The sequence below is a fragment of the Aeromonas sp. 2HA2 genome (assembly GCF_029237345.1).
GTDB classification, from domain to species: Bacteria; Pseudomonadota; Gammaproteobacteria; order Enterobacterales; family Aeromonadaceae; genus Aeromonas; species Aeromonas salmonicida.
Window position 1 is genome coordinate 174,906 of sequence record NZ_JAACGB010000002.1, and the last position, 23,077, is coordinate 197,982.

Here is a 23,077-nt window from a genome sequence, read left to right on the forward strand (position 1 = left end):
TGTCTCTTGAAAATGAAAGTTAGGGTGGTGTAAACCGCGGCTAACTCATTCTCGCCAGACACAGAGAGTAAGATGAAGTCGCCGTTCAGGCGGAGATATGTTTCTGGGTGGGGGCAAGGCGGGAGAGCGGCGCGACAGCGGCGCCAGCAGGGCAATCACGAAGGCGATGGCAAAGAAGATCTGTTCGACGCAGAGCAGGGTAGCGGCACTGAGCCACTTGCCGTTGAGCTGGCAACTGCTCGGCTGGGGTGTCGCGGTTTGGGCATCGTCGGCTTCGGCGCCGGAAGATGGGACAGGCAGCAGCTGGCAACTCAGGGCCTGATCGAGCTGAGCCAGCCGGGCCAGCGGCTGGGCCGCACAGTTGAGCACCAGAATGCAGACCAGCAGCAGGAGTCTTGTCGCCACGCGTTGTCGCAAAATCATGCTCGCCCTACCCTGTTGAATGGTGCATATCCTATCGATCAATAATGTCAGGGGCAAGTCAGCAGGATTCGATACGACCATATGTGCGCTGCGGGGTGGTCAGTTCTGTTTGGCGAACGCTTGTTCGCTAAAAGGGGGATCAGTATACTGCGCCGAGTTAAAATCCGAGGTGTTCGATGCTCAAACTTGCCCGTGTGCTGCTGCTAACCCTGCTGCTCGTCTTCTGGTTCGTGTTCGGTCTGTTGCTCTGTCTGGTGCGTCCGCGTCATCCCAACAACGTCTTTGTCTTCGCCCGCATGTACCATGCGGTTTGCCCGCTGCTCGGGCTCAAGGTCAAGGTAACCATACCGGACGAGATCAAGTCGCTCGGCCCGGCGGTTTACGTCTGCAACCACCAGAGCAACTTCGACATCTTCACCGTGACCGGTGCCGTCATGCCGGGCGTGGTGGCAGTGGGCAAGAAGAGTCTGCTGTGGCTGCCCTTCTTCGGTCTTATCTTCTGGCTCTCCGGCAACGTGCTGATCGATCGCTCCAACCGCTCTCGTGCCATCGGCACCATAGGTCAGGTGGTGGATCGCATCAAGAATCACGGTACCTCCATCTGGATGTTCCCTGAAGGCACTCGTTCCAAGGGCCGTGGCCTGCTGCCGTTCAAGGCCGGCGCCTTCCACACCGCCGTGCAGGCCGAGGTGCCCGTGGTGCCCATCGTCTGCTCCAGCTACTTCGGTCAGGTTGACCTGAACCGCTGGGACAATGGTGAAGTGCTGGTCGAGGTGATGGCTCCGCTGTGCAGCAAGGAGCACGGCGCCGCCGGCATTCGAGATCTGTCCGATACCTGCCGTGCAGCGATGGAAAGCAAGCTGGTTGAACTGGATAGCAAGCTGGGTCGTCATCAGGCTGCCTGAATTTGAACGGAAGATGACATGGAGGGAGCCGCTGGCTCCCTTTTTTGTTGGTTAAAATCACCACTTTATTGGTTATTTTAACCAACTCTCTCATCTTTAATCTCAGCATAAAATCCATATCTATATGTAAAACAACAATAAATTATTTTGGCACGGCTCTTGTAATGCTATGGGAAGAGATAGCCATCCCAATGAACAAGGAGCCAGACCATGAGCGTATTCAGCCGCCTGACCGACGTGATCAATGCCAACCTGCACAGCCTGCTCGACAAGAGTGAAGAGCCGGAGAAGATGCTGCGGTTGATGATCGAAGAGATGGAGCAGGTGCAGGTCGAGATGAGAACCCAGGCCGCCCGCGTCATCGCCGAGCAGAAACAGCTGGAGCGTCACCAGCAGGCGTTGCAACACCAGATCCTGGAGTGGTCGGCCAAGGCCGAGCTCGCCATCCAGAAGGGGCGTGAGGATCTGGCCCGTGCCGCTCTCACAGAGAAGCTGGCCGAGGTCAAAAAGTGCGAGCAGCTGGAGCAGGACAAGGCCCGTGTGGCCGAGGTGCTGGCCCAGCTCACCGCCGACAGCGAGCGACTGGCGGCCAAGCTGAGCGAGGCCCGCGAGAAGCAAAAGATGCTGACCCTGCGGGAGCAGACAGCCCACAGTCGCATCCGTGCCCGTGCTCAGGTCGACAATCAGCGCATGCATGAGCTGATGGCCCGCTTTGACGGTTTTCAGGGGCGGGTCGATCAGCTGGAAGCCCAGCTGGAGGCGGCAACCCTGGGGCAGAATCCCTCGCTGGAGGCCCAGTTCCGCGAGCTGGAACTCAATGACGAGATTGAACGCGAGCTGGCCCGTCTGAAGGGTCAGAAGGTGGAGGCATAATCATGACGCCCTGGCCGAAAGACCTTGCCCATCGCAAGTTGACCGGGGTCTGCGCCGGCATTGCCAGCCGGCTGGGGCTCTCCAGGGTGACGGTCCGGATAATGGCGCTGATCGCCCTGATCCTGATGCCGCCGCTGACCCTGGCCGCCTATCTGCTGGCGGTGCTGATCATGCCGCCCCGTCGTGAATTGAAACGTTGGCTGGACTGACCCCGGGGTCATTCAGCCGGCAAGAGAAGCCTGTGAGGAGCAGAACATGCTGGAATTTATCGTCTTGATACTGGTGTTGGTCGCGATGGCGCTGACGGGGTTCACCGTGCTGGCCATGTTGGTGGTGAGCGGTGTCTTCGTGCTGTTCGGCGCCCTGGCCGGCATGTTTGCTCTCATCATCAAGCTGGCGCCCTGGTTGCTGGTGCTGCTGGTGGTGTGCTGGTTCCTCAGCAACAGGCGCAAGCAATCCAATACCTACCGTTAACCCTCCCTGTTATCGGATCCTTCCTTGGCCACTGCTTGCAGTGGCCTTTTTTGTGGTGCTTCCAGGGGCGGCGTGACGACCGTCAGCCAGGGCTGACTCCAGTCGGCCCAGCGATCCGGCTCTTGCACCAGGCGCTCCTTGAAGGTTTTGCTCTGCTGCTTGAGGCGATATTCGAGCCGCAGCGCGGCACCCTTGTTACCAACTGTCTGCTGCCACACCAGCACCAATGGTCCCTTGCCGCGCAGGGCGCGTGAGCCTTTGCCGCTCTGGTGCTGGCGAAGTCGCCTGATCGGGTCTGTGCTGATCCCCGTATAGAGCAGACCGGCCGCAGTGCGAACCAGATAGATGGACCATTGGTTTGGCGGGGGCAGGGTAGTCGGTTTGGCGTCCATCACGGATTTTCTCATTCGATCTGTCTGTGCCAAACTCAAGATCAGCCCAAGGAGGTCCGATGCGAGTCTGGTATTGGTTGTGGTGTCTGTTGCCGATGTCGGCTCATGGAGAGACGCTGCGTCTCTATGATTATCATCAGCATCCCCCTTTCGTGACGGGGGAGACGACCGGGCTGAGCCGGGATCTGGTGAAGTATCTCAATGAAAAGCTTGGCGGAGAACCCAGACTTGAGCTCTGGCTGGTGAATCGCGCCAGATTGGCGCTTGAGATGTCGGATCCTGGCTTTGACGGTCTGGTGAGCTGGGTCAATCCTGCCTGGGTCGGAGATCCTCAGCGCGAGCACTATCTGTGGACCTTTCCCATGATGCGCGACACCAACGAGCTTATCTCCAGCCTGGCCAAACCTGTCACCTATCGTGGCCCGGATTCACTCAAGGGTCTGATCTTCGGTGGCATAGAGGGCTACCGCTATCAGGGCATCGATGATGCTGTGGCCCGGGGCGATCTGGTGCGCCACGATGCCAAAAAGGTCAAAATCAATTTCAGCCTGCTGGTGCGGGGCCGCATCGATGTGACTCTGGTGTCCGGTTCTGCGCTGGCCTTTTTTACCCATGACCCCGGTTTCGAGGGGAAACTCTTTATTTCACCTTTCCCCCAATCCAGTTATACCCGCCACCTGCTGCTGCCCAAATCCCGTCACAAGCTGCATACCAGATTGAACGACATCGCCGAACAGATGGATCGTGATCCCAAGTGGCATGCCATTCTGGAATCCTATCGCAGCAGACCCTGAGCATCATTGCTGCCGCCGCGCCTGAGGTGGTGCAGCGGCAGCAGGCTCACCAGCAGGCCCGCCCAGACAAAGGCAAACCCGACCGATTTGACCGGATCCGCCGCCTCGCCAAACCAGAGGATGGCGAGCAGGAAGGCGAGACTCGGCTCGATATATTGCAGCAGCCCCATCGTGCTCATGCGGGTGCGCATCATGCCGTAACAGAACAGCCCCACCGGCAGCAGGGTAGCGGGAGCGCTGCCCATCAGCAGCAGTCGGTCGGCCCAGTCACCGGCCATGAACTGGCTCATGCCGTTGAGCGTCAGAGCGCCAATGATCAGCAGGGCGACGGGAAGCTGGACCAGGGCTTCGAGGTAGAGGCTGACACCGGCGTCGTAGTGCACTTTCTTTTTGAGCAGACCATAGAAAGCGAAGTTGGCCCCCATGATGAGGGAGAACCAGGGCAGCTGACCGTAGGAGAACAGCATGTAGGCGAGTCCGGCCAGTGCCAGGGCGACTGCCAGGTGCTTTTGCACTGTGAGCTTCTCTTTGAGGAAGATGACGGCGAACACGATATTGAACAGCGGCGTCATGAAGAAGGCGAGGCTGGTGGCCAGCACCTGACCCGTGGTCAGACACCAGGTGAACATGCACCAGCTGATGGACATGACGGGGCCCGCCAGCAGTATGAGGCCCAGCTGGCGCGGTTCACTGCGCAGCCGTGCCCAGGGCACCTGATAGCCAAAGAGAGCAAAGAGCGCAGCCAGCAGAACGACAGACCAGAGTACACGGTGGGAAAGCAGCTCCCACATGTTGACCTCGGGCATGAACTGGTAATAGAGGGGCAGCATGCCCCACAGCGCGAATGAGAGGGCCGCGCTGCCGGTGCCCATCCAGTTTTTCATCGTTTTTCGTTTATTAAATTAAACATTAGGGGCCGCATGATAAGTATCTGTTGAATCTTTCACAAGCAGGATCAGGGGGAAAACTCTGTTACCATCGGGCCCATGAACCGACTCGATATGCTGTTTGAACAGATCCGGGCCTGCCGGTTGTGCGAGGCTCATTTGCCGCTGGGCCCGCGCCCTGTGATCCGCGGGAAAGAGAGTGCTCGTCTGCTGATCATCGGTCAGGCTCCCGGCACCCGAGTGCATGCCAGCGGCATCCCCTGGGATGACCCCTCTGGCGATCGGCTGCGTCACTGGCTCGGTGTGGATAAAACGACCTTCTACGACGAGTCCCGCATCGCCATCATGCCGATGGGGCTCTGCTACCCCGGCAAGGGCAAGTCGGGGGATCTGCCCCCTCGTCCTGAATGTGCGCCCACCTGGCACGACAAGGTATTGATTCTGCTGCCCAATATCGAGCTGACCCTGCTCATCGGCCAGTATTCCCAACAGTACTATCTGGGCAAGGCCGGCAAAGGTTCGCTGACCGAGACGGTAAGACAATGGGCCGACTATGGTCCCGCCTGGCTGCCGTTGCCGCACCCGTCTCCCCGCAATACCTTCTGGCTCAGGAAGAACCCCTGGTTCGAGCAGGACGTGCTCCCCCATCTGCAGCAAAGGGTCGCCCCCTTGCTGCGTTGATTCAGGCCGCCGGTTCTGCCAGGGGTTTTGGCTTGCTGCGGGCCATGGCAAGCAGCGGGATTATGATGCACAAGCACCCCAGCAGCAGCGGCAGACCCGGCTGCTCGTCAAACAGCCAGACCCCGATGGCAACCGCCATCAAGAGGCCTGTATATTCCGCCGAGGCGATCTTGCTCGCCTCCGCCTTGCGATAGGCCACCACGCACAAGCCGGCATAGACCATGATCAGCGCCGATGAGCCGAAGGCGGGCCACCACATCTGCCACTGCCAGTCGCCCCCTTCCCATAGCGCCAGCGCCAGTATGAAAGGCATGCTCAGCACGTTGGTGAAGAACAGTGTCTGGGCGATGGGTTGCTTGAGCGGGATCCGCTTGATCAGCAAGTTGTTGAGCGCCATGGAGAGCGCCACCCCGAGTGCCGCCAGCGCGGCCCAGTTCACCTCGGTCGGCCGCAGCACGATCAGCACTCCGATAAAACCGATGAGCGCGGTCAGCACCTTCTGGCGCGAGATGGCTTCCCCCGCCATCCACACTGCCAGCGGTACCATCATCAGGGGCGCCGCATAGAAGAGGGCATTGGCGGTGGCCAGCGGCAAGCGGGTGAGGGCGATCACCATCAGGCAGACGCCAACCGCCCAGATGTGGGCTCGCAGCAGATGCCACTTGATGGCGACCGGCGGATTGCGACGCCAAGACCAGAGCAGCCAGGGCGTCAGCAAGAGGGCGGCGGAGAGCTGGCGAAAGAAGACAAACTGGAACACGGGCTGGCTCGGCTCCAGCACCTTGACCAGCGCATCGGAAAAGACCGCCACCATATTGCCCAGCACCAGATAGAGGATCCCGATCCCGACTGCATTCATACCACCTCCCACGTCAGATGAGGGCAGGGTAGCGCGGGGTCAGTTATCCAGTAAAATGATAAAAAATCACCATCTATGAGAATTTTGGATAATGAAACTGCCTCCCCTGCGTGCCGTTCAATATTTCGAGGCTGTCGCCCGCCTGCTCAGCTTTTCTCGCGCGGCCCTTGAGCTGAACGTCAGCCAGAGTGCGGTCAGCCATCAGATCCGGTTGCTGGAGGATTTTCTGGGGGAACGGCTGCTGCTGCGCCAGGGGCGGCTGTTGTCATTGACAGCCCAGGGGGAGGTCTACTTCGAAGGTATTGCGGCCGGGCTCGGCCAGATCGCCCAGAGCAGCGAACAACTGCGCGGCGGTGGCGAGATGCGAGTCCGGCTTGCCGTCTACAGTTCGTTCGCGGTGAAGTGGTTGATCCCGCGCCTGGCGGGCTTGCGTCAGCTCTATCCCGAGCTGGATCTGAGCCTGGAGATGGTGGCGGAAGATCCTGAGCTTTCCGATCGGGTGGCAGACTGCTTTATCACAGTCTCGCCCCATGGTCGTGGCTATTGCCACGATCTCATCTATCGGGAGCGGCTCTTTCCGGTTTGCAGCCGACGGTTGTTGCAGCAAGTTGAAGGGGAGTGGCCGCAGGCCATCTGGCAACTGCCGCTCCTGTCGGTACAGTCCATCTACAAGGCGCGGGGAGAGGATTGGCAGCGCTGGGCCAAGGCGGGTGAGCTGATCATTCCCGATGAGGCGCGCATGCACCACTTCAGTCATGTGTTGCTGGCGATGGAGGCGGCGGCCTGGGATCAGGGGGTGGCCTTTGTGAACGACTACATGTTGCGGCCGGATGATCCCCAGCTGGTGGCCTTGCCGGTACACCAGCTGGAGACGGGGGATGCCTTCTATTTCACCTGCAAACGATCCCGGGCCCATGAGCCCGCCATCAGCCGGTTGCGCCAATGGCTGATGATGGAGACGCGCCAGAGCATGGCCTTGCAAACAAAAGCCCAGCCCTGATGCTCAGATTGGGCTTTTTTGACGTGGCGCAGAATACACAGGCTGGCGGCACAGACGCCACCGAGGGATTTGCAGTGGCCTGATGGCAAGCATCAGGCCACCCAAGATTCAGGCTTTCTTGAACTGGCTCAGAATAAACATGCTGGTGGCACAGACCACGACGGAAGGGCCAGCAGGCGTGTCCTGATACCAGGAGAGACTGAGCCCGCCCAGCACAGCCAGACAGCCGATCAGCGCCGCAAAACCGGCCATCTGCTCCGGCGTCTGGCTGAAACGGCGAGCGGTGGCGGCGGGAATGATCAGCAAGGAGGTGATGATCAACGCCCCGACAAACTTCATCGCTACGGCGATCACCAGCCCAATCAGCAGCATCAGCACGCAGCGCAGCACATCGACTCTGACCCCTTCCACCCGCGCCAGCTCTTCCGAGATGGTCATGGAGAGCAGGGGATCCCACAACCGCCACAGGGTGAGCAGCACCAGGGCGCCACCACCGTAGATCCAGAGCAGATCCACCGGCTGTACCGAGAGCAGGTCGCCGAACAGGTAGGCCATCAGATCCACCCGCACGTTATCCATAAAACTCAAGGTGACCAGGCCCAGCGACAGGGCACTGTGGGCCAGGATGCCGAGCAGGGTATCGGTCGCCACCTGCTGGTTGCGGCTCATGATCACCAGCAGCATGGCCATGGCGAGGCAGCAGACCACCACGGCCAGGGTGAGATCCACCTGCAGCAGTATCCCCAGCGCTATGCCAAACAGGCAGGCGTGGGAGAGGGTGTCGCCGAAATAGGCCATCTTGCGCCACACCACAAAGCTGCCCAGAGGCCCGGCCAGCAGGGCGATGCCGAGACCTGCCGCGAGGGCATATAACAGAAAGCTGTCCACTTGAATGTCCTTAGCTGCGCTTATTGATTGCGAGACGGCAGGCGGATGACGGGCGCCTGCGGTTCGTGATGATGATGTTCGCCGTCGCAGTGATGATGGTGGGTGTAGACCGCCAGCACCTCCTGTTCAGGGCGCCCGAACAGGCGGGCAAATTCAGGGTGGCGTGCCACGCTTTCCGGTTCACCGTGACAGCAGACGTGACGATTGAGACAGATCACCTCATGGGTGCTTGCCATCACCAGATGCAGGTCGTGGGAGACCATCAGCACGGCGCAGTTTAGCTCGGCCGCCAGCTGGCTGATGAGGGCGTAGAGCTCGATCTGGCCCGTGATATCCACGCCCTGAACCGGCTCGTCCAGCACCAGCAGCTCGGGTTTGACCAGCAGGGCGCGGGCCAGCAGCACCCGCTGCATTTCGCCGCCGGAGAGTTTCTGCATCCGGTTGTCCAGCAGGTCCCCCGCGCCGACCCGATCCAGCGCCTCATCGATGGAGAGGCGGCCATTCTTGCCGAGTTGCAGAAAGCGACGCACCGTCAGCGGCAGGGTAGGGTCCAGATAGAGGCGCTGGGGGACATAGCCGACCCTCAGGTCCCGACTGCGATGGATCTCGCCGGAATCCGGGGTGAGCAGGCCCAGCACCAGCTTGCTCAATGTGCTCTTGCCCGCCCCGTTGGGGCCGACCAGGGTAGTGATTTTGCCTTTATTCAGGGTAAAGGAGACCTTGTCGAGCACGGATCGTCCGTCGAACGAAAGACAGACCTCTTTCAGCTCCACCAGTTGGGTCATGACAGCTCCGGGGTTTACAGCCTGTGAGAGTTATAATATAACAGCAGCATTGGTTTGTTATATTATCACACACTCACTTCCTGACGAGATCTCTATGCGAATTCTTACACTGATTACTGCCCTGCTGGCAGTGAGTCTGCCTGTCCGTGCCCTCGAGGTGCTGACCACAATCAAGCCCCTCGGCTTTATCGCGGCCGCGATCACCAATGGCGTGAGCGAGCCCAAGGTACTGTTGCCGACCGGCGCCTCCCCCCACGATTTTGCCCTGCGCCCCTCCGATATTCGCAGTATCAACGGCGCCGATCTGGTGGTGTGGGTGGGTCCCGAGCTGGAAGGTTTCATGGCCAAGCCGCTGGCCAAACATCCGCATGTGCTGACCCTTACTCAGGTTGAAGGGATGCCGCTGTTCAATTACGCAACTCAGGCGAGCCATGACAGCCATCATCATGATGCCGATGAGCACGACCATGCTGCCCATGATCACGCGGACCATGACGGACACGAAGGGCATCATCATGAAGGGGTGGACCCGCATATCTGGCTGGGGCCGACCCAGGCACTGGTCATCGCCAGCGCATTGAGCGAAACCTTGAGCGCCCAGGATCCGGCCAATGCCGAGCGCTATCGTGCCAACCTGCTGACCTTCAAGGGCAAGGTGGATGCCAAGGACAAGCTGATTGCCGGGCAGATGAAGGCGGTGAGCCAGAAGGGCTATTTCGTGTTTCACGAGGCCTATGGTTACTGGGAGCGTCACTACGGCATGAGCTCCAAGGGGCACTTTACCGTGAGCCCGGAGCGTCGCCCTGGCGCCAAGACGCTGGTCGATATCCGCAAGGCGCTGCAGGAGAAACAGGCGAGTTGCATCTATGCCGAGCCGCAGTTCTCGCCGGCAGTGATCGAGTCGGTCGCCCGCAATACCGGTGCCAAGGTGCTGCTGTTGGACGAAGTGGGTGAGCAGGTGCCGCTCGGGCCGGATGGCTATCCGCAGTTCATGCAGCAACTGGCCGACGCCTTCGCCCAGTGCCGCTGAGCCAGGGCGGGTTGATCGATAGGTCAACCGTGGCCAACTATACTGACCTTCATCATCTGACATGGAGTGTCTCGTATGAAATGGCTGCTTATTCCCACCTGTACGCTGGCGCTGCTCTGCGCCAGCGTGCAAGCCTCTCGCCTCTCCGAATATATCGCCAGCCCTGAACTGCGGGCAAAGTTGCAGGAGGTTTATGGTGGCAGGGCGATCCAGCGGGCCGAGGCGTTCTCCCGTTTGCTGTCACCGAGGGCCGGCACCACGGATCAGCAGAAAATAGAGCTGGTGAACAACTACTTCAACAACCTGACCTACAGCGAGGATCCCAGACTGTGGGGAGATGAGGATTATTGGGCCAATCCGCTGGAGTTCATCGGTGCCCGAGGTGGGGATTGCGAGGATTACAGCATTGCCAAGTACTACACCCTGATGGAGCTGGGGGTGGATGAGAAAAAGCTGCGGCTGGCTTATGTCAAGGCGGTGAAATACAACCAGTTTCACATGGTGACGCTTTATTTCCCGACTCCCAAGTCTGACCCTATGGTGCTCGACAACATCAACAGCCGGATCCTGCCCGGTAGCCAGCGGACCGATCTCATCCCTGTTTACAGCTTCGACGCCAAGAGCATCTGGATCATGAAATCCCGCCGTGAAGGCACCCTGGCGGGCAGTGCTGACCGGTTGGCGCAGTGGACATCGATGAAGACCCGTTTCTCCAGCGAGCAACTGCGCTCCCCCCGTCGTCAGTTATAGTTTCCCCGCTGTTTTCAGCTCCTCGAAATATTTGGCAGCACCCGGGTGCTGTTCGATGCTCAGCACCGGGCCTGTCTTGTTGCGCGCCTTGTGAAACAGGTTGGCGTAGCCATAGGTTTGTTCGTTGAAGTTGGTCTGCTGGGTCAGCATGGCTCTGGTCAGGCGATAGACATCGGCCTCCGGCGTAGCGGCATTGGTCACCAGGGTAGCCGCGATGGCAAAGGTGGGGGTCGCTTTCAGGTTGCCGGGATAGATGCGAGCGGGCACCTGACTGCGCTGGTAATACTTGACTCCCTTGATCAGTTGCTCCCGCAGCGTTCCCTCAATCGGCAGAAAGCGGATGGCGCAGCGCTTGGCGGTATCGAGCACGATCCGGTTCGGGTGGCCCATCACCAGGCCATAGGCATCTATCTGTTTGCTGCAGAGTGCATCGACCAGATTGCCTGCACTCTTCAGATCGAGATCCTGCTCCTTTGCACCCAGCAGGTCGAACAGCGCCAGCGCCGTCTGGCGGGTACCCGAGCTCTTTAGCCCCATGTCGATGGGAGCAAGTTTGAGTTGCTCCAGGCTGGTGATATCGCCATCGGCCCGCACCACTATGGTGAAGGGTTCTGCATGGGTGGCAAACAGGGCTCTCAGCTCGGGTTGAGGCTGGCTGACATAGGGACCCAGCCCCTTGCTGGCCTGATAGAGCCAGTCCGATTGCACCAGAGCGTAGCTTGTCTGGCCAGCCTGCAATTGGCGAAGATTCTCGATGGAACCTGAGGTGGCCTGCGGTTTGCATTGCAGCTCGGGATCACTCTTGTTGGCCAGTCGGCAGAACTCCCTGGCGACCTGATGATAGATCCCCTGCTCACCGCCGGTGGCGAGGGTAACGGGGTTGGCCAGCAGCGGCAGCGGCCACAGCAGGGCGAGCAACGACCAGGTTCTGTTCATGATGCCTCCTTGCTGGCATAGCCATCGATACCCCAGGCGCGCAGGGTATTTATATCCTGGATCTCGCTGGCTTCAGCCAGCAGGGTGTAGCCCGAACTGTGCAGGCATTGAGCGACCAGATTCCAATAGAGGGGATCCTGTGACGGCTGGCAGCTGATGAAGACGGGATTGATGGGGTCGAGCTGGTTGAAGGTGTCGTTGGTCATGGGGATGGCGCTAAATGCCATCTCGACGCCCTGCTCCTGCAAGGTAGCGAGCCGTTCCTCCCCGAGAGGCGGGAAGCTTGCCAGATCCCAGCGCCAGTCGAGGGTCTTTCCCCTTGCTTTGGCCAGTAGCGGCGCAAATTGTGTCCAGTCGGCATGACTGAGCAGGCTGAGGGGCAGTTGCAGCCCTTCCGCCGGGTTGCGCAGCCAGAGTTCAAGCAGGTGCTGGATTTCGTCCGGCGAGCTGTCCAGAGAGGGGGAAATGGTTGGGACAAGGCGGCTGTAGAGGCGGATCTTGCCCTGGGTGGAGAAGAAATATTGTTGTTGCATACCCTCTTCCCCGTCCATCAGCCCTTGCAGCGGAAGCTCAACTGTCACTGCCTGCTGCTTGCCAAGCTGGGTGACCTTGAGCCTTTGTTGCAGCAGGTCACGCTTGCGCTCGGAGACCAGCTGATTGACCGAGATGACCAGCTCCTTGAGATCCTGCAGCCAGGGGGATTCCAGGCTGCCGCTGAACTGGCGTTTGCGGATCCTGACCAGTTGCTGGTTGATTTGCTCGAGGGGGCGAAGCAGGCGGCTGCATACCCAGGAGATCACCAGGGTGAATACCAGCAAGCCGGCGAGCAGGGCCAGTCCGGTACGGCTGATGGCATTCCACAGATGCTGGTAGGCGTAGCCGGTATGTCCCTCCAGGGTGAGGGTGCCCAGCATGCGCCAGCCATCGGTCAGTTCCTGCTCAATGTTGACTGGCGGCATGTCGATAACAGAAGGGAGCCAGCTTGGTACGTTCTGCTGCGCTGTGTGGAAGACCTTCTGAAACAGCGGCTGACCGTCAGGATCCAGCAGGGTGACCGAGCTGACGAAACCGCCGTCAAACATGGCATTGACGATGGTTTCTGCCAGCACCTTGTCATCGTTGAGCAGGGTACCTTGCAGTACCAGCCCGAGTGCCGTGATGGCCGTTTCAAGATTGGCTGACATCTGGTCGATGATGGATTGACGTACCGTGGTGACTTCCAGCATGAACAGCAGGGCGGCACCGATAACGAACAGGATCAGGATGATTCGGTTTAACAGTTTTGCTAACGACATATCCACTCCATGGAAAAGTTATCGCAACATCATGAAACCTTGGGTCAAACACGATCGGACCCGGTTCTTAAAAATAGGAAAAAATAGTTAAAAAAGACGATCATTTCTGCCCATAAGGGAATGTTATGCATAAAATGTGAGGTTCATGCAGATTGGTATGAACTTATTGTGAGTATTTAGGTCAAACAATCAGTTTTATACGGTTTTATAACAATCAGACCGACCACTAACACCCATTGGATCTAATGACAGGATAGCGGATGAAACGTCTCCGTCCCTTGGTAGCACAGGCTGCCAATTGGGAACCCCCGGTTCCCCGCAAGCATTTTTATGCCATGTTACTGCTCACGGCCATGACGCTGTCCGCGGTAGCCATATTGCCGGCACCAGGTGACATCCTGGAGCGGCCATTGCGTCTTGAGTTGCCGATTGCGACCCATGGCACAGCAACCAACGAAGACAATACGGACTTTAACGACATCCCGGATCACGAGCTGGTGGAAGCGGCGACCCCGGAAGATGACATCCCGACCGATGCCACTCCCCAGTGGCAGGATTATCGGGTGCGCAGTGGTGAGAATCTGACCACCATCTTCAACAATCTGGGACTTTCTACCACCACCCTCTACAAGGTGCTGGATGCGGACAGCAAGAATAACCTTGCCCGCCTCAAGCCTGGCCAGACCATAGAGTTGCTGATCGATCAGGACAACATACTGCAACAGATGAAGATTCGTCTGAACATCAAGCAGACCCTGGTCCTGGAACGTACCGACGACACTTACAGCGCCAACATGCTCAATGAAGAGGTGGAGTGGCAGCAGAAGAGTTATGACGGCGTCATCAACGGTAGTTTCTATGTCAGTGCCCGCAATGCGGGTATCCCGGCCAGCCATATCCAGAAGATTGCCAACCTGTTCCAGTGGCGGCTCAATTTCGCCAAGGATTTGAAAAAGGGCGATAAATTCAGGGTGCTGGTTCGTCAGGAGACGGTCGAGGGCAAGAGCACGGGCAACACCCAGCTGCTGGGCGTTGAAGTGTTCAATCAGGGCAAGGGGGTCTCGGCCTGGCTGTCCGAAGATGGCAACTACTATGACGGCCAGGGCAACAGTCTGGAGCGCGGCTTCCGTCGCTATCCGACCCACAGCCGCTATCGGGTGAGCTCCAGTTTCAACCCGAACCGCCGTCACCCCATCACCGGCCAGGTCCGCCCCCACGAGGGCACCGATTTTGCCTTGCCGGTGGGCACGCCTGTATTGGCTACCGGCGATGGTGTCGTGCTCAAGGCGACCAGCCACCCATTGGCAGGTACCTATGTGGTGATCAGGCACGGTCGTACCCTGATGACCCGTTATCTGCACCTGAGCAAGCTGCTGGTGAAAACCGGCCAGAAGGTGAAGATGGGTGACAAGATTGCGCTCTCCGGCAACACGGGCCGGTCCACCGGTGCTCACCTGCACTATGAGGTGCGGATCAACAACCGCCCGGTCGATGCCATGAAGGTCAAGTTGCCGATGGCGGAGCCGCTCTCCGGCAAGGCCAAGCGCCAGTTCCTCGCCAAGGTGAAGAGTTATCGCAAGGAGATGGAGGCAGGCTGAAGCCGGTTTCCAGCCAAATAGAAAAGGCCCCGCCACATTGGCGGGGCCTTTTCATTGGTGTCATGGGCGTATCAGTAACCCTTGTCGAAGTCTATCTTGCCATCCAGCGGCTGGCCGTCGATGAAGCGGATGTAGTTGCGCACGAAGATCAGGGCCACATCATCGGGGAAGCTGTAGGCGCTGTTGTGCGGCGTGATGAGGAGGTTGGGCTGGCCCCAGAGCGGACTGTCAGCGGGCAGGGGTTCCTGCTCGAACACATCCAGCACCGCCATGCCCAGCTTGCCGGTACGCAGGGCAGTGAGCAGATCGCCTTCGTTGATGGCATTGCCGCGACCGACGTTGAACAGGATGGCGCCCGGCTTGCAATGATCGAAACGGGATGCGGTGAACAGATGATGGGTCTCGCGGGTGGCGGGCAGGACGCTGACGATGACATCGGCCTGGGCCAGCATCTTGTTGAGTGCCGGTAGCTGATACACCTGATCGAAACCGGCCCGCTCACGGCCGCTGCGGCTGACGCCGAGCACCCTCATGCCAAAGTGCTTGCCGGTGTGGGCTATGTGCTGGCCTATGCTGCCTGTGCCCAGGATCAACAAGGTGCGTCCCTTGAGCCCCTGATAGGGATGACTCTGCCACAGTCGCTGTTTTTGCTGTTCCCGATAGAGTGGCAACTGACGCATCAGGCTGAGCAGGTGGCCGAAGACATATTCGCTCATCAGCGGGCCGAAGATGCCGCGCACATTGGTGAGCTGGTAATCGCGGCGGCAGCGTGCATCCAGCAACACATCGACCCCGGCATAGGTGGACTGAAACCAGCTCAACTTGTTGGCCTTGGCCAGCAGCGGCTTGGCACGTGCCGGCTCGGCCATCAGGATATGGGCTTCCCCGATCAGTTTCTCGGCATCGCTCTGGTTGTCGGCTCTCAGAATGCGCAAATGGGGGAGGTGAGCCGCCTTGAGCAGACGCTCGTAGTGCGCGTTGTCCTGGCTGAGCAAAAGAAGGGTACGTTGACTCATACTCTTGTTCCTTATCAGATTTGCGGCGTGGGAGAGAGGCCGCTCTGCCTTCATCTTACCCGAGTTGATCGGGCAAGATAGTCGACCAGGCCGCTTTTTCGTTTTCGTGCGGCCCCTCGTGGGCTACAATCTGTCCCACATTTTGCAAAGGATCCGACTCCAGTGTTTGGTGACAAGTTTTATAAGCGACTGGCCGAGCTACAGCCTTGGCAACAGACCGTCTACACCCTGGCGCTGGCAGAGCGCATGTACCCCAACTATGCGTTGTTTGCCCAGGCATCCGGCTTTGGTGATGCGAAGGCTTTTCGACACGCGCTGGATCAGATGTGGAACTACCTGACAGTGAAGGGATCCCGCGTCAATCTGGGGGCTATCCTGGAGGCGTTTGAAGTTTACATTCCGGAGCCCAGCAAGTTTGAATCCTACGGTGCCTATCCGGCGCTGGATGCCTGCGTGGCACTCGGCAGCGCCTACAACTCGGTGATCTGCCGGGTCGGTGAAGAGGCCGAAGATGCCAGCCATGCCTCAGTGGGAACCGTAGCCGGTTTCATCGAGATGCTGGAAGAGCGCGATCTGACCGAAGAAGAACTCTACGAGCACGAGTATATCGAGGCCGAGCTGGAGTTTCAGGTTGAGCTGCTCAAGCGGGTGGCCCACGAGCGTGACAGTGACCGCATCCTGGCGATCAAGGTATTTGCAGCCCAGGACGGTGTGTCCAACATCGGCATCAGCCTGGACGAGTGATACAGCCACTGGGTCTGTAGAAAACGTCTCCATAGAAAAAAAGCTCCCGTCGGGAGCTTTTTTTATGCCCGTACCCTTTTCATGCCCGTTCTTCGGTGAGCGGCCGAACGCTCAGCACGGGAGCTGCATCTATCGCGTCGGCATTCATCATCGACGAGATGCGCTGCAGGGAGGAGAGCAACAGGGTCTGCTCCCAGGCTTCCAGTGCCTGAAAGCGCTGGATGAAACGTTCTTGCAGCGGAGTTGGCGCCTGGGCCAGCAGGGCACGACCTGCGTCAGTCAGTGTCGCGTGAACCTTTCGCTTGTCGGTTTCACTGCGAATGCGCTGTACCAGCTGGCGGCTCTCGAGACGGTCCATGATGGTGGTCGCAGTGGCCTGACTCATGTTGGTGTGGTCGGCCAGCTGACGCATGGAAATCTGTCCCAGCTCGTTGATCCCCTTGAGCAGCAAGAGCTGCGGCGACGTCAGCCCGGCTTCCTTGATCAAGCGCTTGGAGTGCATATCGATGGCACGAATAATCTGGCGCAGTGCAACCAGCACTTCATCATGTTTTTCCATGGGTGTGAGTCATTGCAGGGCTGTTGAGAGGCGCAAAATTCTCCGCCTATTTCATCACAAGATCAATATGGTTTTGGTCTAATAATTTCTGCTCTAATGGTTTTTGTGTTAGATTATCGGCCGTTCACCGAATTTTAACCTGATATTTGAGGAGTAAAATGATGAATGACTATCTGGACATCAGGTCTCTAGTGGCTGATTTACGTGTGGTCAGAGTCCGTTACGAACTGCCTGACACCTCGGCGTTCGTACGTTATCAGCCTGCCTATGAAGAGGATCCCAATACCCTCAAGGTGCATCATTACGACGGTGAGCTGCCGCTCTCTTGTAGCGAGACTGGTGCTTTCAACCTAAAGGAATTGGTGAACGAGTTGCGCTATGCCTATGTGCTGGTCCACCTGTTCCCTGACGAGAGTGCCATGAATTTCTACCTGACCGGCCTCGATACCGGTCTGGCCCAACTGGAGTTTATCGGCGGATCCTACGACTTCAACCGGCTCTGGATCACCAGCGGCATTTCCAATCTGGGTGTTCCCATGGCTATTTTCCTGGGCAAGCGCCATGCTGTGAATGGTCAACCTTCCGTCACTCTGGTAGATCATCGCGAACTTGCTGCCGGCCAGATGGTCTATCGCGCCATCGGCGGTGCAGGCGAGCATGTGGGTGAAGACTTTTTCAACAACGACTAAGGAGGCCCGATGAGAGCAACCAAAGGGCTATTGAAAGGCCTGAACCCGACCATGGCCATGACGGCCCTCACCGTCATCACACTGTTCCTGCTGTTCGGCGTCTTTGTACCCGAGACGGCCGCCGCCTGGTTTACCGGCGCCAAGGATCAGATCATTGCCGGGTTCAAGTGGTACTACATTCTGGTGGTCGCCCTGTTCCTGTTCTTCGCCGTCTATCTGATGTTCAGCCGCTTTGGCAGCATCCGCCTGGGTGACGACGATCAGGTACCGGAGTTTGGCTACTTTGCCTGGTTCTCCATGCTGTTCAGCGCCGGCATGGGCATAGGTCTGGTGTTCTGGAGCATTGCAGAACCCATGAATCACCTGCAGGGCAACCCCTTCATCACCGAAGGAATGACGCCGGAGGCGGCCCAGATCGCCATGCGGCTGACCTTCTTCCATTGGGGTCTTCACCCCTGGGCCATCTATGTGATCGTCGGCCTGTCGCTGGCTTTCTTCAGTTATCGCCGCAAGTTGCCCCTGGCCATTCGCTCTGTGCTTTACCCCATTCTCGGTGAGCGCATCTACGGCTTTTGGGGTCATGCCGCCGACGTGCTGGCGGTGTTCGGTACCGTGTTCGGGGTGGCAACCTCCCTCGGCCTCGGCGTCTCCCAGATGAATACCGGTCTGAACCAGATGTTCGGCATGGCGGTGTCGCAGTCCAACCAGCTCTGGCTCATCGGCGGTATCAGCCTGATCGCGACCCTGTCTGCGGTCTCCGGCGTGGGGCGCGGGGTCAAGATCCTCTCCGAGCTCAACATCTGGCTGAGCGTCTTCGTGCTAGGCCTCTTCCTGGTGCTGGGGCCGACCACCTACATACTCAACGCCTATGTGCAGAATATCGGTGACTACCTGCAAAACATCGTCAAGCTGAGCTTCTGGACCAACACCGAAGCCAACGGTACCTCGGCCTGGCAGTCGAGCTGGACCGCGTTTTACTGGGGCTGGTGGATCGCCTGGGCACCGTTTGTCGGCATGTTTATCGCCCGTATTTCCAAGGGCCGTACCATTCGCGAGTTCGTGCTCGGCGTGCTGCTGGTACCCTCCCTGCTCGGCATGCTCTGGCTGACAGTGTTTGGCGGTACTGCCATGAACCTGGAGCTGTTCGGCGCTGGTGGCGTGGTGGCGGCGGTCAATCAGGACGTGACCATGGCACTCTACAAGACGGTGGACCTGATGCAGTGGGAGACCTTCGGCTGGATCGCCAAGGCGGTGCTGACCCTGCTTATCTGCACCTACTTCATCACCTCCAGCGATTCGGGCACTTTGGTCATCACCACGCTGCTCTCCATCGGTGATCAGGAGCCGCCGGTGCTGCACCGTGCCATCTGGGGCTTGGGGCAGGGGCTGGTCGCCGCTATTTTGCTGGTGTCCGGTGGATTGGCAGCCTTGCAGGCGGCCAGCATCATAGCCGCACTGCCGTTCTCGGTGATCATGCTGGCCATGTGTTACTCCCTGGTGCTGGGGCTCAAGCAGGAGAGTCAGCATCAGTTCGAGTATCGACAGAAGCTCAAGCGTCACCCCGGCTCGGTCAACCTGAGCCTGATGGATCGGATAGGTCCGGGCTGATGGCCTGAGAGTCAAACCGTGCAAAGTAAAAGGGGAACCGTGAGGTTCCCCTTTTGTATGCTGCTCTAGTCGGCTGGCGGTTACAGCATCTGCTTGAGGCGATAGAGGAGATCCAGCGCCTGACGAGGGGTGAGCTCGTCCGGCCGTACCGCTTCCAGCTCATCCACCACAGGGTGGGATTGGGGCAGCAGCGGTCTGGGGACAGGGCGAACTTCCCCTGTGACCAGGGGCGTGGCGCTTTCGAGCTCCGCCAGCTTGTGGCGAGCCTGATTGATCACCGATTTCGGTACCCCCGCCAGCGCTGCCACTTGCAGGCCGTAAGAGCGGCTGGCCGCACCTTCCTGCACCGCGTGCATAAAGGCGATGGTGTCGCCGTGCTCCACCGCATCCAGATGGACGTTGGCCAGCCCCTCCATCAGCTCCGGTAGCCGGGTCAGCTCGAAGTAGTGGGTGGCGAACAGGGTATAGGCGCCAATCTTGCTCGCCAGCTGCTCGGCGCAAGCCCACGCCAGGGAGAGACCATCGTAGGTGCTGGTGCCGCGGCCAATTTCGTCCATCAACACCAGACTGCGGGCGGTGGCGTTGTTGAGGATGTTGGCTGTTTCGGTCATCTCCACCATAAAGGTGGATCTGCCGGAGGCGAGATCGTCCGACGCCCCGATCCGGGTGAAGATGCGGTCTATGGGGCCGATGCGGGCGCTGTCGGCGGGTACGAAGGCACCGATATGGGCCAGCAGCACGATAAGGGCCGTCTGGCGCATATAGGTGGATTTACCCCCCATGTTGGGGCCCGTGATGATCAGCATCCGCCGTTCCCGTTCAAGCCGGATCGGGTTGGCGATAAAGGGATCGCTCATCACCTGCTCCACCACCGGATGACGGCCCGCCTCGATCAGGATCTGATCCTCGTCAATCAGGGCGGGGCAGCGGTAGTCCAGGGTCTCGGCCCGCTCGGCCAGGTTGGCCAGCACATCCAGCTCTGCCAGCGCGGACGCCGACTCCTGCAGATCGCCGAGGTGGGGCAGCAAGGTGTCGAGCAGCTCTTCGTAGAGCCGTTTCTCCAGCGCCAGCGCCTGTGCCTGGGCGGTGAGCACCTTGTCCTCGTATTTTTTGAGCTCGTCAATGATGTAGCGTTCGTTGTTCTTGAGGGTCTGACGGCGGATGTAGTGGGCCGGTACCAGATGGCTGTTGGCGCGGCTCACCTCGATATAGAAGCCGTGCACCCTGTTATAGCCCACCTTGAGGGTGTTGATGCCGGTCAGCGCCTTCTCGCGTTCCTCGATGCGGGCCAGACTGGCGGTGGCGCCGTTGGCCAGATCCCGCAGCTCGTCCAGCTCCTGATTGAAGCCGTCACGGATGACGCCCCCATCGCGGATCAGCACGGGCGGCACCTCCATCACGGCGCGCTCCAGCAGGCTCAGCAATTCGGGGAAGGTGCTTGCGCGCTCAGCCAGTTGCTGTACCGCTTCGTGTCGGTTGTCCGCCAGCAGGCGCTGCAGCTCTGGCAACTGGGCAAACGCCTGACGCAAGCGAGTGAGGTCGCGGGGGCGGGCAGAGCGCAAGGCGAGGCGAGCCAATACCCGCTCCACGTCGCCGACCTGGCGCAGCAGGCCGCCCAGCTCGTCATAAAGGTTCTGCTCGATCAGTTCCTTGATGGTGCTCTGGCGACCTTTCAGGATCACCCGATCGCGGATCGGCTGGTGGATCCAGCGCTTGAGCAAACGGCTGCCCATGGGGGTGGCGGTGCGATCCAGCACTTCGGCCAGGGTATTTTCATAGCCGCCCGCCAGATTCTGGGTCAGCTCCAGGTTGCGGCGGGTGGCGGCATCCATGATGACCGCATGGTCCGGCTGCTCGAGGCGCACGCTGCGGATGTGGGGCAGGGCGGTGCGCTGGGTGTCCTTGACATACTGCATCAGGCAGCCGGCGGCGCACAGGGCTGTCTCGCTCTTGTCGACCCCAAAGCCCACCAGATCCTGAGTGCCGAACTGCTGGCACAGCAGCTTGCGGGCTGTGCCCAGTTCAAACTCCCATTCGGGACGGCGGCGCAGGCCACGGCGGCCCTCGACGTGCTGCAAAAACGCGAAGGATTCGGGATAGAGCAGCTCGGCCGGGTTGGTGCGTTGCAGCTCCGCCAGTAAAGTCTCTTCCTTGTCGAACTGGTTGATGAAGAAGCGTCCGGAACCTATGTCCATGGTGCCGTAACCGAAGCGGCGGCCATCGTGATAGACGGCGGCGATCAGGTTGTCCTGTCGCTCCGAGAGCAGCGCCTCGTCGGAGACGGTACCCGGGGTGATGATGCGAATGACCTTGCGCTCCACCGGCCCCTTGCTGGTGGCGGGATCCCCCACCTGCTCGCAGATGGCGGCAGATTCACCGAGCTGTATCAGCTTGGCCAGGTAGCCTTCGATGGCGTGATAGGGCACTCCCGCCATCGGAATGGGGTTGCCTGCCGACTGGCCGCGCTTGGTCAGGGAGATATCGAGCAGCTGGGAGGCCTTGCGGGCATCGTCGTAGAAGAGTTCGTAGAAGTCACCCATCCGGTAGAACAGCAGTATCTCGGGGTTCTCGGCCTTGAGGCCAAGGTATTGCTGCATCATGGGGGTGTGCTGCTGGATGTTTTCTATGTTAATCAATGTGCATCCACCATTAAGTCGTTGTTTTTGAGCTGTGTTGTCATCTGGCATCGGGTCTGTGATGTGCTGTTTTTCCACGGATGAGCGTCTGTCTGAATGAGAGGCTCGATGAGGCGATCATCCGGGGAGGACATTGAGTCCGGTGCGCGTCAGCCCGGGTGGCAAAGCGTCACACCACAACCAGGGCCACGAGTTGCTGCCAATCTTATCATCCCTGCCGCGCCAACAAAGACCATGCATTCACAAAATCATCCGGACTACCCGCAACAGGGAAAATGCCAAAAACAGAGTGCAGAGATAGTGCAGGCATATTGATCATTTCAACTATTCTTGTATAGTTGAATCCATTCCATGGGTTGAGGGACTTCAAATGCACAAAGATGTGGCCACCAGGGTGTTCGAGTCTCTCGCATCCGGTATCCGTCTCGATGTATGGCGCTTGCTGGTCAAGGCCGGGTTGGAAGGGCGGGTGGCCGGTGAGCTCGCTGGCGAGCTCGACATTGCACCGAACAGCCTCTCGTTTCACTTGAAGGCCCTGCTTCACGCCGGGCTGGTATCGGTGGAGCAGGAGGGGCGTTTTCTGCGCTATCGCGCCAATATCCCCCTGATGCTCGATTTGATCGGTTATCTCACCGAGGAGTGCTGTGCCGGTCACCCCGAAGCCTGTGGCGTGATGCGGGCCGAATCCGGCTGCTCGCCCCATGTATTGCCCGAGCAATCTTGCTGCAATAAGGAGTAATACCATGTCAATTATCCAGATTTTCGATCCGGCACTGTGCTGTGCCAGCGGTGTGTGCGGAACCGAGGTTGAACAGCGCCTGGTGAGCTTCGCCGCCGACCTTGCCTGGGCCAAGGGGCAGGGGGTTGCCATAGAGCGATTCAATCTGGCCCAGCAACCCATGGTGTTTGCCGAGACTGCGGCGGTGAGTGCCTTTCTTGTCCACGCAGGGGAGGAAGGCTTGCCGCTGGTGCTGGTCGATGGTCAGGTGGTGCTGACAGGCCGTTATCCCAGCCGCGCAGAGTTGACCCGCTATGCCGGTCTTGCGTCACTGAACGCGGCTGAAAGCGGTGGTGCAAAAATCGATGATGCTGAAGCCAATCCGCCAGCCGCCGGGCCGGGCAAAGCGGGCGCCATCAAAGGGATCGTCAAGGGTGGATGCTGCTCCGGCAGCAGCGGTTGCTGCTAAGCGTGACCCTTTAGTTGGCCGCATCCCTGCCGCCTGCGGGGTTGATTGCCTTGTTCTGCCTGATAGGA

Annotated in this window: 26 protein-coding genes; 15 read left to right on the forward strand and 11 right to left on the reverse strand. The window is 59.3% G+C overall.

The window, feature by feature from the left end; all coding sequences use genetic code 11:
- Window positions 1–45: 45 nt before the first annotated feature.
- Window positions 46–423, reverse strand: coding sequence for a hypothetical protein (locus GWQ29_RS04205; protein WP_005313850.1), 378 nt, complete (start codon window positions 421–423; stop codon window positions 46–48).
- A gap of 176 nt (window positions 424–599) precedes the next feature.
- Between GWQ29_RS04205 and GWQ29_RS04210 the strand changes: the two genes are divergently transcribed.
- The 4 genes from GWQ29_RS04210 (at window position 600) to pspG (ending at window position 2,675) form a co-directional block, all read left to right on the forward strand.
- Window positions 600–1,328, forward strand: coding sequence for a 1-acylglycerol-3-phosphate O-acyltransferase (locus GWQ29_RS04210; RefSeq protein WP_059111801.1), 729 nt, complete (start codon window positions 600–602; stop codon window positions 1,326–1,328).
- A 210-nt stretch (window positions 1,329–1,538) separates the two neighbouring features.
- The gene (gene pspA / locus GWQ29_RS04215) at window positions 1,539–2,201 is read left to right on the forward strand and encodes a phage shock protein PspA (RefSeq protein ID WP_021139707.1); all 663 of its coding nucleotides are present in this window, start codon (window positions 1,539–1,541) and stop codon (window positions 2,199–2,201) included.
- Between the two features lie 2 nt (window positions 2,202–2,203).
- Window positions 2,204–2,410 (forward strand): PspC domain-containing protein, encoded by a 207-nt coding sequence (locus GWQ29_RS04220; protein WP_275918819.1) that lies wholly within the window; start codon window positions 2,204–2,206, stop codon window positions 2,408–2,410.
- A 46-nt stretch (window positions 2,411–2,456) separates the two neighbouring features.
- Window positions 2,457–2,675, forward strand: a complete 219-nt coding sequence (gene pspG / locus GWQ29_RS04225) for an envelope stress response protein PspG (RefSeq protein ID WP_265462621.1) — start codon at window positions 2,457–2,459, stop codon at window positions 2,673–2,675.
- On the opposite strand, the gene GWQ29_RS04230 is transcribed toward pspG, so the two are convergent.
- Window positions 2,672–3,082, reverse strand: coding sequence for a GIY-YIG nuclease family protein (locus GWQ29_RS04230; protein ID WP_265462622.1), 411 nt, complete (start codon window positions 3,080–3,082; stop codon window positions 2,672–2,674). The genes pspG and GWQ29_RS04230 overlap by 4 nt on opposite strands.
- Before the next feature lie 44 nt (window positions 3,083–3,126).
- Here GWQ29_RS04230 and GWQ29_RS04235 point away from each other — a divergent pair, with 44 nt between their 5' ends.
- Window positions 3,127–3,861, forward strand: coding sequence for an ABC transporter substrate-binding protein (locus GWQ29_RS04235; protein WP_275918820.1), 735 nt, complete (start codon window positions 3,127–3,129; stop codon window positions 3,859–3,861).
- Here the strand turns inward: GWQ29_RS04235 and rarD are convergent.
- Complete coding sequence (gene rarD / locus GWQ29_RS04240; RefSeq protein WP_275909329.1) at window positions 3,843–4,745, reverse strand: EamA family transporter RarD; 903 nt, start codon at window positions 4,743–4,745, stop codon at window positions 3,843–3,845. The two genes, GWQ29_RS04235 and rarD, sit on opposite strands and share 19 nt — an antisense overlap.
- A 102-nt stretch (window positions 4,746–4,847) precedes the next feature.
- Here rarD and GWQ29_RS04245 point away from each other — a divergent pair, with 102 nt between their 5' ends.
- A complete protein-coding gene (locus GWQ29_RS04245) occupies window positions 4,848–5,429 on the forward strand; it encodes a uracil-DNA glycosylase family protein (RefSeq protein ID WP_275918821.1) in 582 nt (193 codons plus the stop codon).
- Window position 5,430: 1 nt separating this feature from the next.
- Here the strand turns inward: GWQ29_RS04245 and GWQ29_RS04250 are convergent, their stop codons facing one another.
- Window positions 5,431–6,288: a DMT family transporter gene (locus tag GWQ29_RS04250; RefSeq protein ID WP_005313828.1), complete on the reverse strand. Its 858-nt coding sequence runs from the start codon at window positions 6,286–6,288 to the stop codon at window positions 5,431–5,433.
- A gap of 91 nt (window positions 6,289–6,379) precedes the next feature.
- Here GWQ29_RS04250 and GWQ29_RS04255 point away from each other — a divergent pair, with 91 nt between their 5' ends.
- The gene (locus GWQ29_RS04255; RefSeq protein ID WP_275918822.1) at window positions 6,380–7,288 is read left to right on the forward strand and encodes a LysR substrate-binding domain-containing protein; all 909 of its coding nucleotides are present in this window, start codon (window positions 6,380–6,382) and stop codon (window positions 7,286–7,288) included.
- A gap of 108 nt (window positions 7,289–7,396) precedes the next feature.
- Here the strand turns inward: GWQ29_RS04255 and znuB are convergent, their stop codons facing one another.
- On the reverse strand, window positions 7,397–8,176 hold the full coding sequence (znuB, locus tag GWQ29_RS04260; RefSeq protein ID WP_005313824.1) for a zinc ABC transporter permease subunit ZnuB: 780 nt from the start codon (window positions 8,174–8,176) through the stop codon (window positions 7,397–7,399).
- 20 nt (window positions 8,177–8,196) lie between these two features.
- A complete protein-coding gene (gene znuC / locus GWQ29_RS04265) occupies window positions 8,197–8,961 on the reverse strand; it encodes a zinc ABC transporter ATP-binding protein ZnuC (RefSeq protein WP_021139701.1) in 765 nt (254 codons plus the stop codon).
- A gap of 94 nt (window positions 8,962–9,055) precedes the next feature.
- Between znuC and znuA the strand changes: the two genes are divergently transcribed.
- Together znuA and GWQ29_RS04275 are read left to right on the forward strand one after the other, a co-directional pair.
- Window positions 9,056–9,991 carry a zinc ABC transporter substrate-binding protein ZnuA gene (gene znuA, locus GWQ29_RS04270; RefSeq protein ID WP_275918823.1) on the forward strand — a complete coding sequence of 312 codons (936 nt, stop codon included), beginning with the start codon at window positions 9,056–9,058 and terminating at the stop codon, window positions 9,989–9,991.
- Between the two features lie 75 nt (window positions 9,992–10,066).
- Window positions 10,067–10,741 carry a transglutaminase-like cysteine peptidase gene (locus GWQ29_RS04275; protein ID WP_021139699.1) on the forward strand — a complete coding sequence of 225 codons (675 nt, stop codon included), beginning with the start codon at window positions 10,067–10,069 and terminating at the stop codon, window positions 10,739–10,741.
- Here GWQ29_RS04275 and GWQ29_RS04280 read toward each other — a convergent pair.
- Together GWQ29_RS04280 and GWQ29_RS04285 are read right to left on the reverse strand one after the other, a co-directional pair.
- Complete coding sequence (locus GWQ29_RS04280) at window positions 10,736–11,677, reverse strand: TAXI family TRAP transporter solute-binding subunit (protein WP_005313814.1); 942 nt, start codon at window positions 11,675–11,677, stop codon at window positions 10,736–10,738. The genes GWQ29_RS04275 and GWQ29_RS04280 overlap by 6 nt on opposite strands.
- The gene (locus GWQ29_RS04285; protein WP_275918824.1) at window positions 11,674–12,972 is read right to left on the reverse strand and encodes a LapD/MoxY N-terminal periplasmic domain-containing protein; all 1,299 of its coding nucleotides are present in this window, start codon (window positions 12,970–12,972) and stop codon (window positions 11,674–11,676) included. Before GWQ29_RS04285 ends, GWQ29_RS04280 begins: the two co-directional genes overlap by 4 nt.
- A 260-nt stretch (window positions 12,973–13,232) precedes the next feature.
- Between GWQ29_RS04285 and mepM the strand changes: the two genes are divergently transcribed.
- Window positions 13,233–14,570 (forward strand): murein DD-endopeptidase MepM, encoded by a 1,338-nt coding sequence (mepM, locus tag GWQ29_RS04290; RefSeq protein WP_021139696.1) that lies wholly within the window; start codon window positions 13,233–13,235, stop codon window positions 14,568–14,570.
- Window positions 14,571–14,641: 71 nt separating this feature from the next.
- Here mepM and GWQ29_RS04295 read toward each other — a convergent pair whose 3' ends face one another.
- Window positions 14,642–15,586 (reverse strand): D-2-hydroxyacid dehydrogenase, encoded by a 945-nt coding sequence (locus GWQ29_RS04295; protein ID WP_275918825.1) that lies wholly within the window; start codon window positions 15,584–15,586, stop codon window positions 14,642–14,644.
- 162 nt (window positions 15,587–15,748) lie between these two features.
- On the opposite strand from GWQ29_RS04295, the gene GWQ29_RS04300 reads away from it, so the two are divergent.
- Complete coding sequence (locus tag GWQ29_RS04300; protein ID WP_265462632.1) at window positions 15,749–16,330, forward strand: YjaG family protein; 582 nt, start codon at window positions 15,749–15,751, stop codon at window positions 16,328–16,330.
- Between the two features lie 79 nt (window positions 16,331–16,409).
- On the opposite strand, the gene GWQ29_RS04305 is transcribed toward GWQ29_RS04300, so the two are convergent.
- The gene (locus GWQ29_RS04305; RefSeq protein WP_005313803.1) at window positions 16,410–16,889 is read right to left on the reverse strand and encodes a MarR family transcriptional regulator; all 480 of its coding nucleotides are present in this window, start codon (window positions 16,887–16,889) and stop codon (window positions 16,410–16,412) included.
- Window positions 16,890–17,050: 161 nt separating this feature from the next.
- On the opposite strand from GWQ29_RS04305, the gene GWQ29_RS04310 reads away from it, so the two are divergent.
- Both GWQ29_RS04310 and GWQ29_RS04315 read left to right on the forward strand, forming a co-directional pair.
- Window positions 17,051–17,578 carry a hypothetical protein gene (locus GWQ29_RS04310; protein WP_159165506.1) on the forward strand — a complete coding sequence of 176 codons (528 nt, stop codon included), beginning with the start codon at window positions 17,051–17,053 and terminating at the stop codon, window positions 17,576–17,578.
- A 9-nt stretch (window positions 17,579–17,587) separates the two neighbouring features.
- Complete coding sequence (locus GWQ29_RS04315; protein ID WP_169046834.1) at window positions 17,588–19,186, forward strand: BCCT family transporter; 1,599 nt, start codon at window positions 17,588–17,590, stop codon at window positions 19,184–19,186.
- 80 nt (window positions 19,187–19,266) lie between these two features.
- On the opposite strand, the gene mutS is transcribed toward GWQ29_RS04315, so the two are convergent.
- Window positions 19,267–21,822 (reverse strand): DNA mismatch repair protein MutS, encoded by a 2,556-nt coding sequence (gene mutS, locus GWQ29_RS04320; protein ID WP_275918826.1) that lies wholly within the window; start codon window positions 21,820–21,822, stop codon window positions 19,267–19,269.
- Between the two features lie 370 nt (window positions 21,823–22,192).
- Between mutS and GWQ29_RS04325 the strand changes: the two genes are divergently transcribed.
- Window positions 22,193–22,561, forward strand: coding sequence for a helix-turn-helix domain-containing protein (locus GWQ29_RS04325; RefSeq protein ID WP_021139691.1), 369 nt, complete (start codon window positions 22,193–22,195; stop codon window positions 22,559–22,561).
- 4 nt (window positions 22,562–22,565) lie between these two features.
- Complete coding sequence (arsD, locus tag GWQ29_RS04330; protein WP_275918827.1) at window positions 22,566–23,009, forward strand: arsenite efflux transporter metallochaperone ArsD; 444 nt, start codon at window positions 22,566–22,568, stop codon at window positions 23,007–23,009.
- The last annotated feature ends 68 nt before the right edge of the window (window positions 23,010–23,077 follow it).

Excerpts from the sequence above, each read along its gene's own strand:
- GWQ29_RS04245 (WP_275918821.1), top strand. The coding sequence starts at position 4,848 with ATGAACCGACTCGATATGCTGTTTGAACAGATCCGGGCCTGCCGGTTG.
- GWQ29_RS04230 (WP_265462622.1), bottom strand. The coding sequence starts at position 3,082 with ATGAGAAAATCCGTGATGGACGCCAAACCGACTACCCTGCCCCCGCCA.
- pspA (WP_021139707.1), top strand. The coding sequence starts at position 1,539 with ATGAGCGTATTCAGCCGCCTGACCGACGTGATCAATGCCAACCTGCAC.
- GWQ29_RS04310 (WP_159165506.1), top strand. The coding sequence starts at position 17,051 with ATGAATGACTATCTGGACATCAGGTCTCTAGTGGCTGATTTACGTGTG.
- GWQ29_RS04325 (WP_021139691.1), top strand. The coding sequence starts at position 22,193 with ATGCACAAAGATGTGGCCACCAGGGTGTTCGAGTCTCTCGCATCCGGT.
- GWQ29_RS04295 (WP_275918825.1), bottom strand. The coding sequence starts at position 15,586 with ATGAGTCAACGTACCCTTCTTTTGCTCAGCCAGGACAACGCGCACTAC.
- pspG (WP_265462621.1), top strand. The coding sequence starts at position 2,457 with ATGCTGGAATTTATCGTCTTGATACTGGTGTTGGTCGCGATGGCGCTG.
- znuA (WP_275918823.1), top strand. The coding sequence starts at position 9,056 with ATGCGAATTCTTACACTGATTACTGCCCTGCTGGCAGTGAGTCTGCCT.
- GWQ29_RS04250 (WP_005313828.1), bottom strand. The coding sequence starts at position 6,288 with ATGAATGCAGTCGGGATCGGGATCCTCTATCTGGTGCTGGGCAATATG.
- znuC (WP_021139701.1), bottom strand. The coding sequence starts at position 8,961 with ATGACCCAACTGGTGGAGCTGAAAGAGGTCTGTCTTTCGTTCGACGGA.
- mepM (WP_021139696.1), top strand. The coding sequence starts at position 13,233 with ATGAAACGTCTCCGTCCCTTGGTAGCACAGGCTGCCAATTGGGAACCC.
- arsD (WP_275918827.1), top strand. The coding sequence starts at position 22,566 with ATGTCAATTATCCAGATTTTCGATCCGGCACTGTGCTGTGCCAGCGGT.
- rarD (WP_275909329.1), bottom strand. The coding sequence starts at position 4,745 with ATGAAAAACTGGATGGGCACCGGCAGCGCGGCCCTCTCATTCGCGCTG.
- GWQ29_RS04205 (WP_005313850.1), bottom strand. The coding sequence starts at position 423 with ATGATTTTGCGACAACGCGTGGCGACAAGACTCCTGCTGCTGGTCTGC.
- GWQ29_RS04305 (WP_005313803.1), bottom strand. The coding sequence starts at position 16,889 with ATGGAAAAACATGATGAAGTGCTGGTTGCACTGCGCCAGATTATTCGT.
- GWQ29_RS04235 (WP_275918820.1), top strand. The coding sequence starts at position 3,127 with ATGCGAGTCTGGTATTGGTTGTGGTGTCTGTTGCCGATGTCGGCTCAT.
- GWQ29_RS04275 (WP_021139699.1), top strand. The coding sequence starts at position 10,067 with ATGAAATGGCTGCTTATTCCCACCTGTACGCTGGCGCTGCTCTGCGCC.
- GWQ29_RS04210 (WP_059111801.1), top strand. The coding sequence starts at position 600 with ATGCTCAAACTTGCCCGTGTGCTGCTGCTAACCCTGCTGCTCGTCTTC.
- GWQ29_RS04255 (WP_275918822.1), top strand. The coding sequence starts at position 6,380 with ATGAAACTGCCTCCCCTGCGTGCCGTTCAATATTTCGAGGCTGTCGCC.
- GWQ29_RS04220 (WP_275918819.1), top strand. The coding sequence starts at position 2,204 with ATGACGCCCTGGCCGAAAGACCTTGCCCATCGCAAGTTGACCGGGGTC.
- GWQ29_RS04280 (WP_005313814.1), bottom strand. The coding sequence starts at position 11,677 with ATGAACAGAACCTGGTCGTTGCTCGCCCTGCTGTGGCCGCTGCCGCTG.
- GWQ29_RS04315 (WP_169046834.1), top strand. The coding sequence starts at position 17,588 with ATGAGAGCAACCAAAGGGCTATTGAAAGGCCTGAACCCGACCATGGCC.
- GWQ29_RS04285 (WP_275918824.1), bottom strand. The coding sequence starts at position 12,972 with ATGTCGTTAGCAAAACTGTTAAACCGAATCATCCTGATCCTGTTCGTT.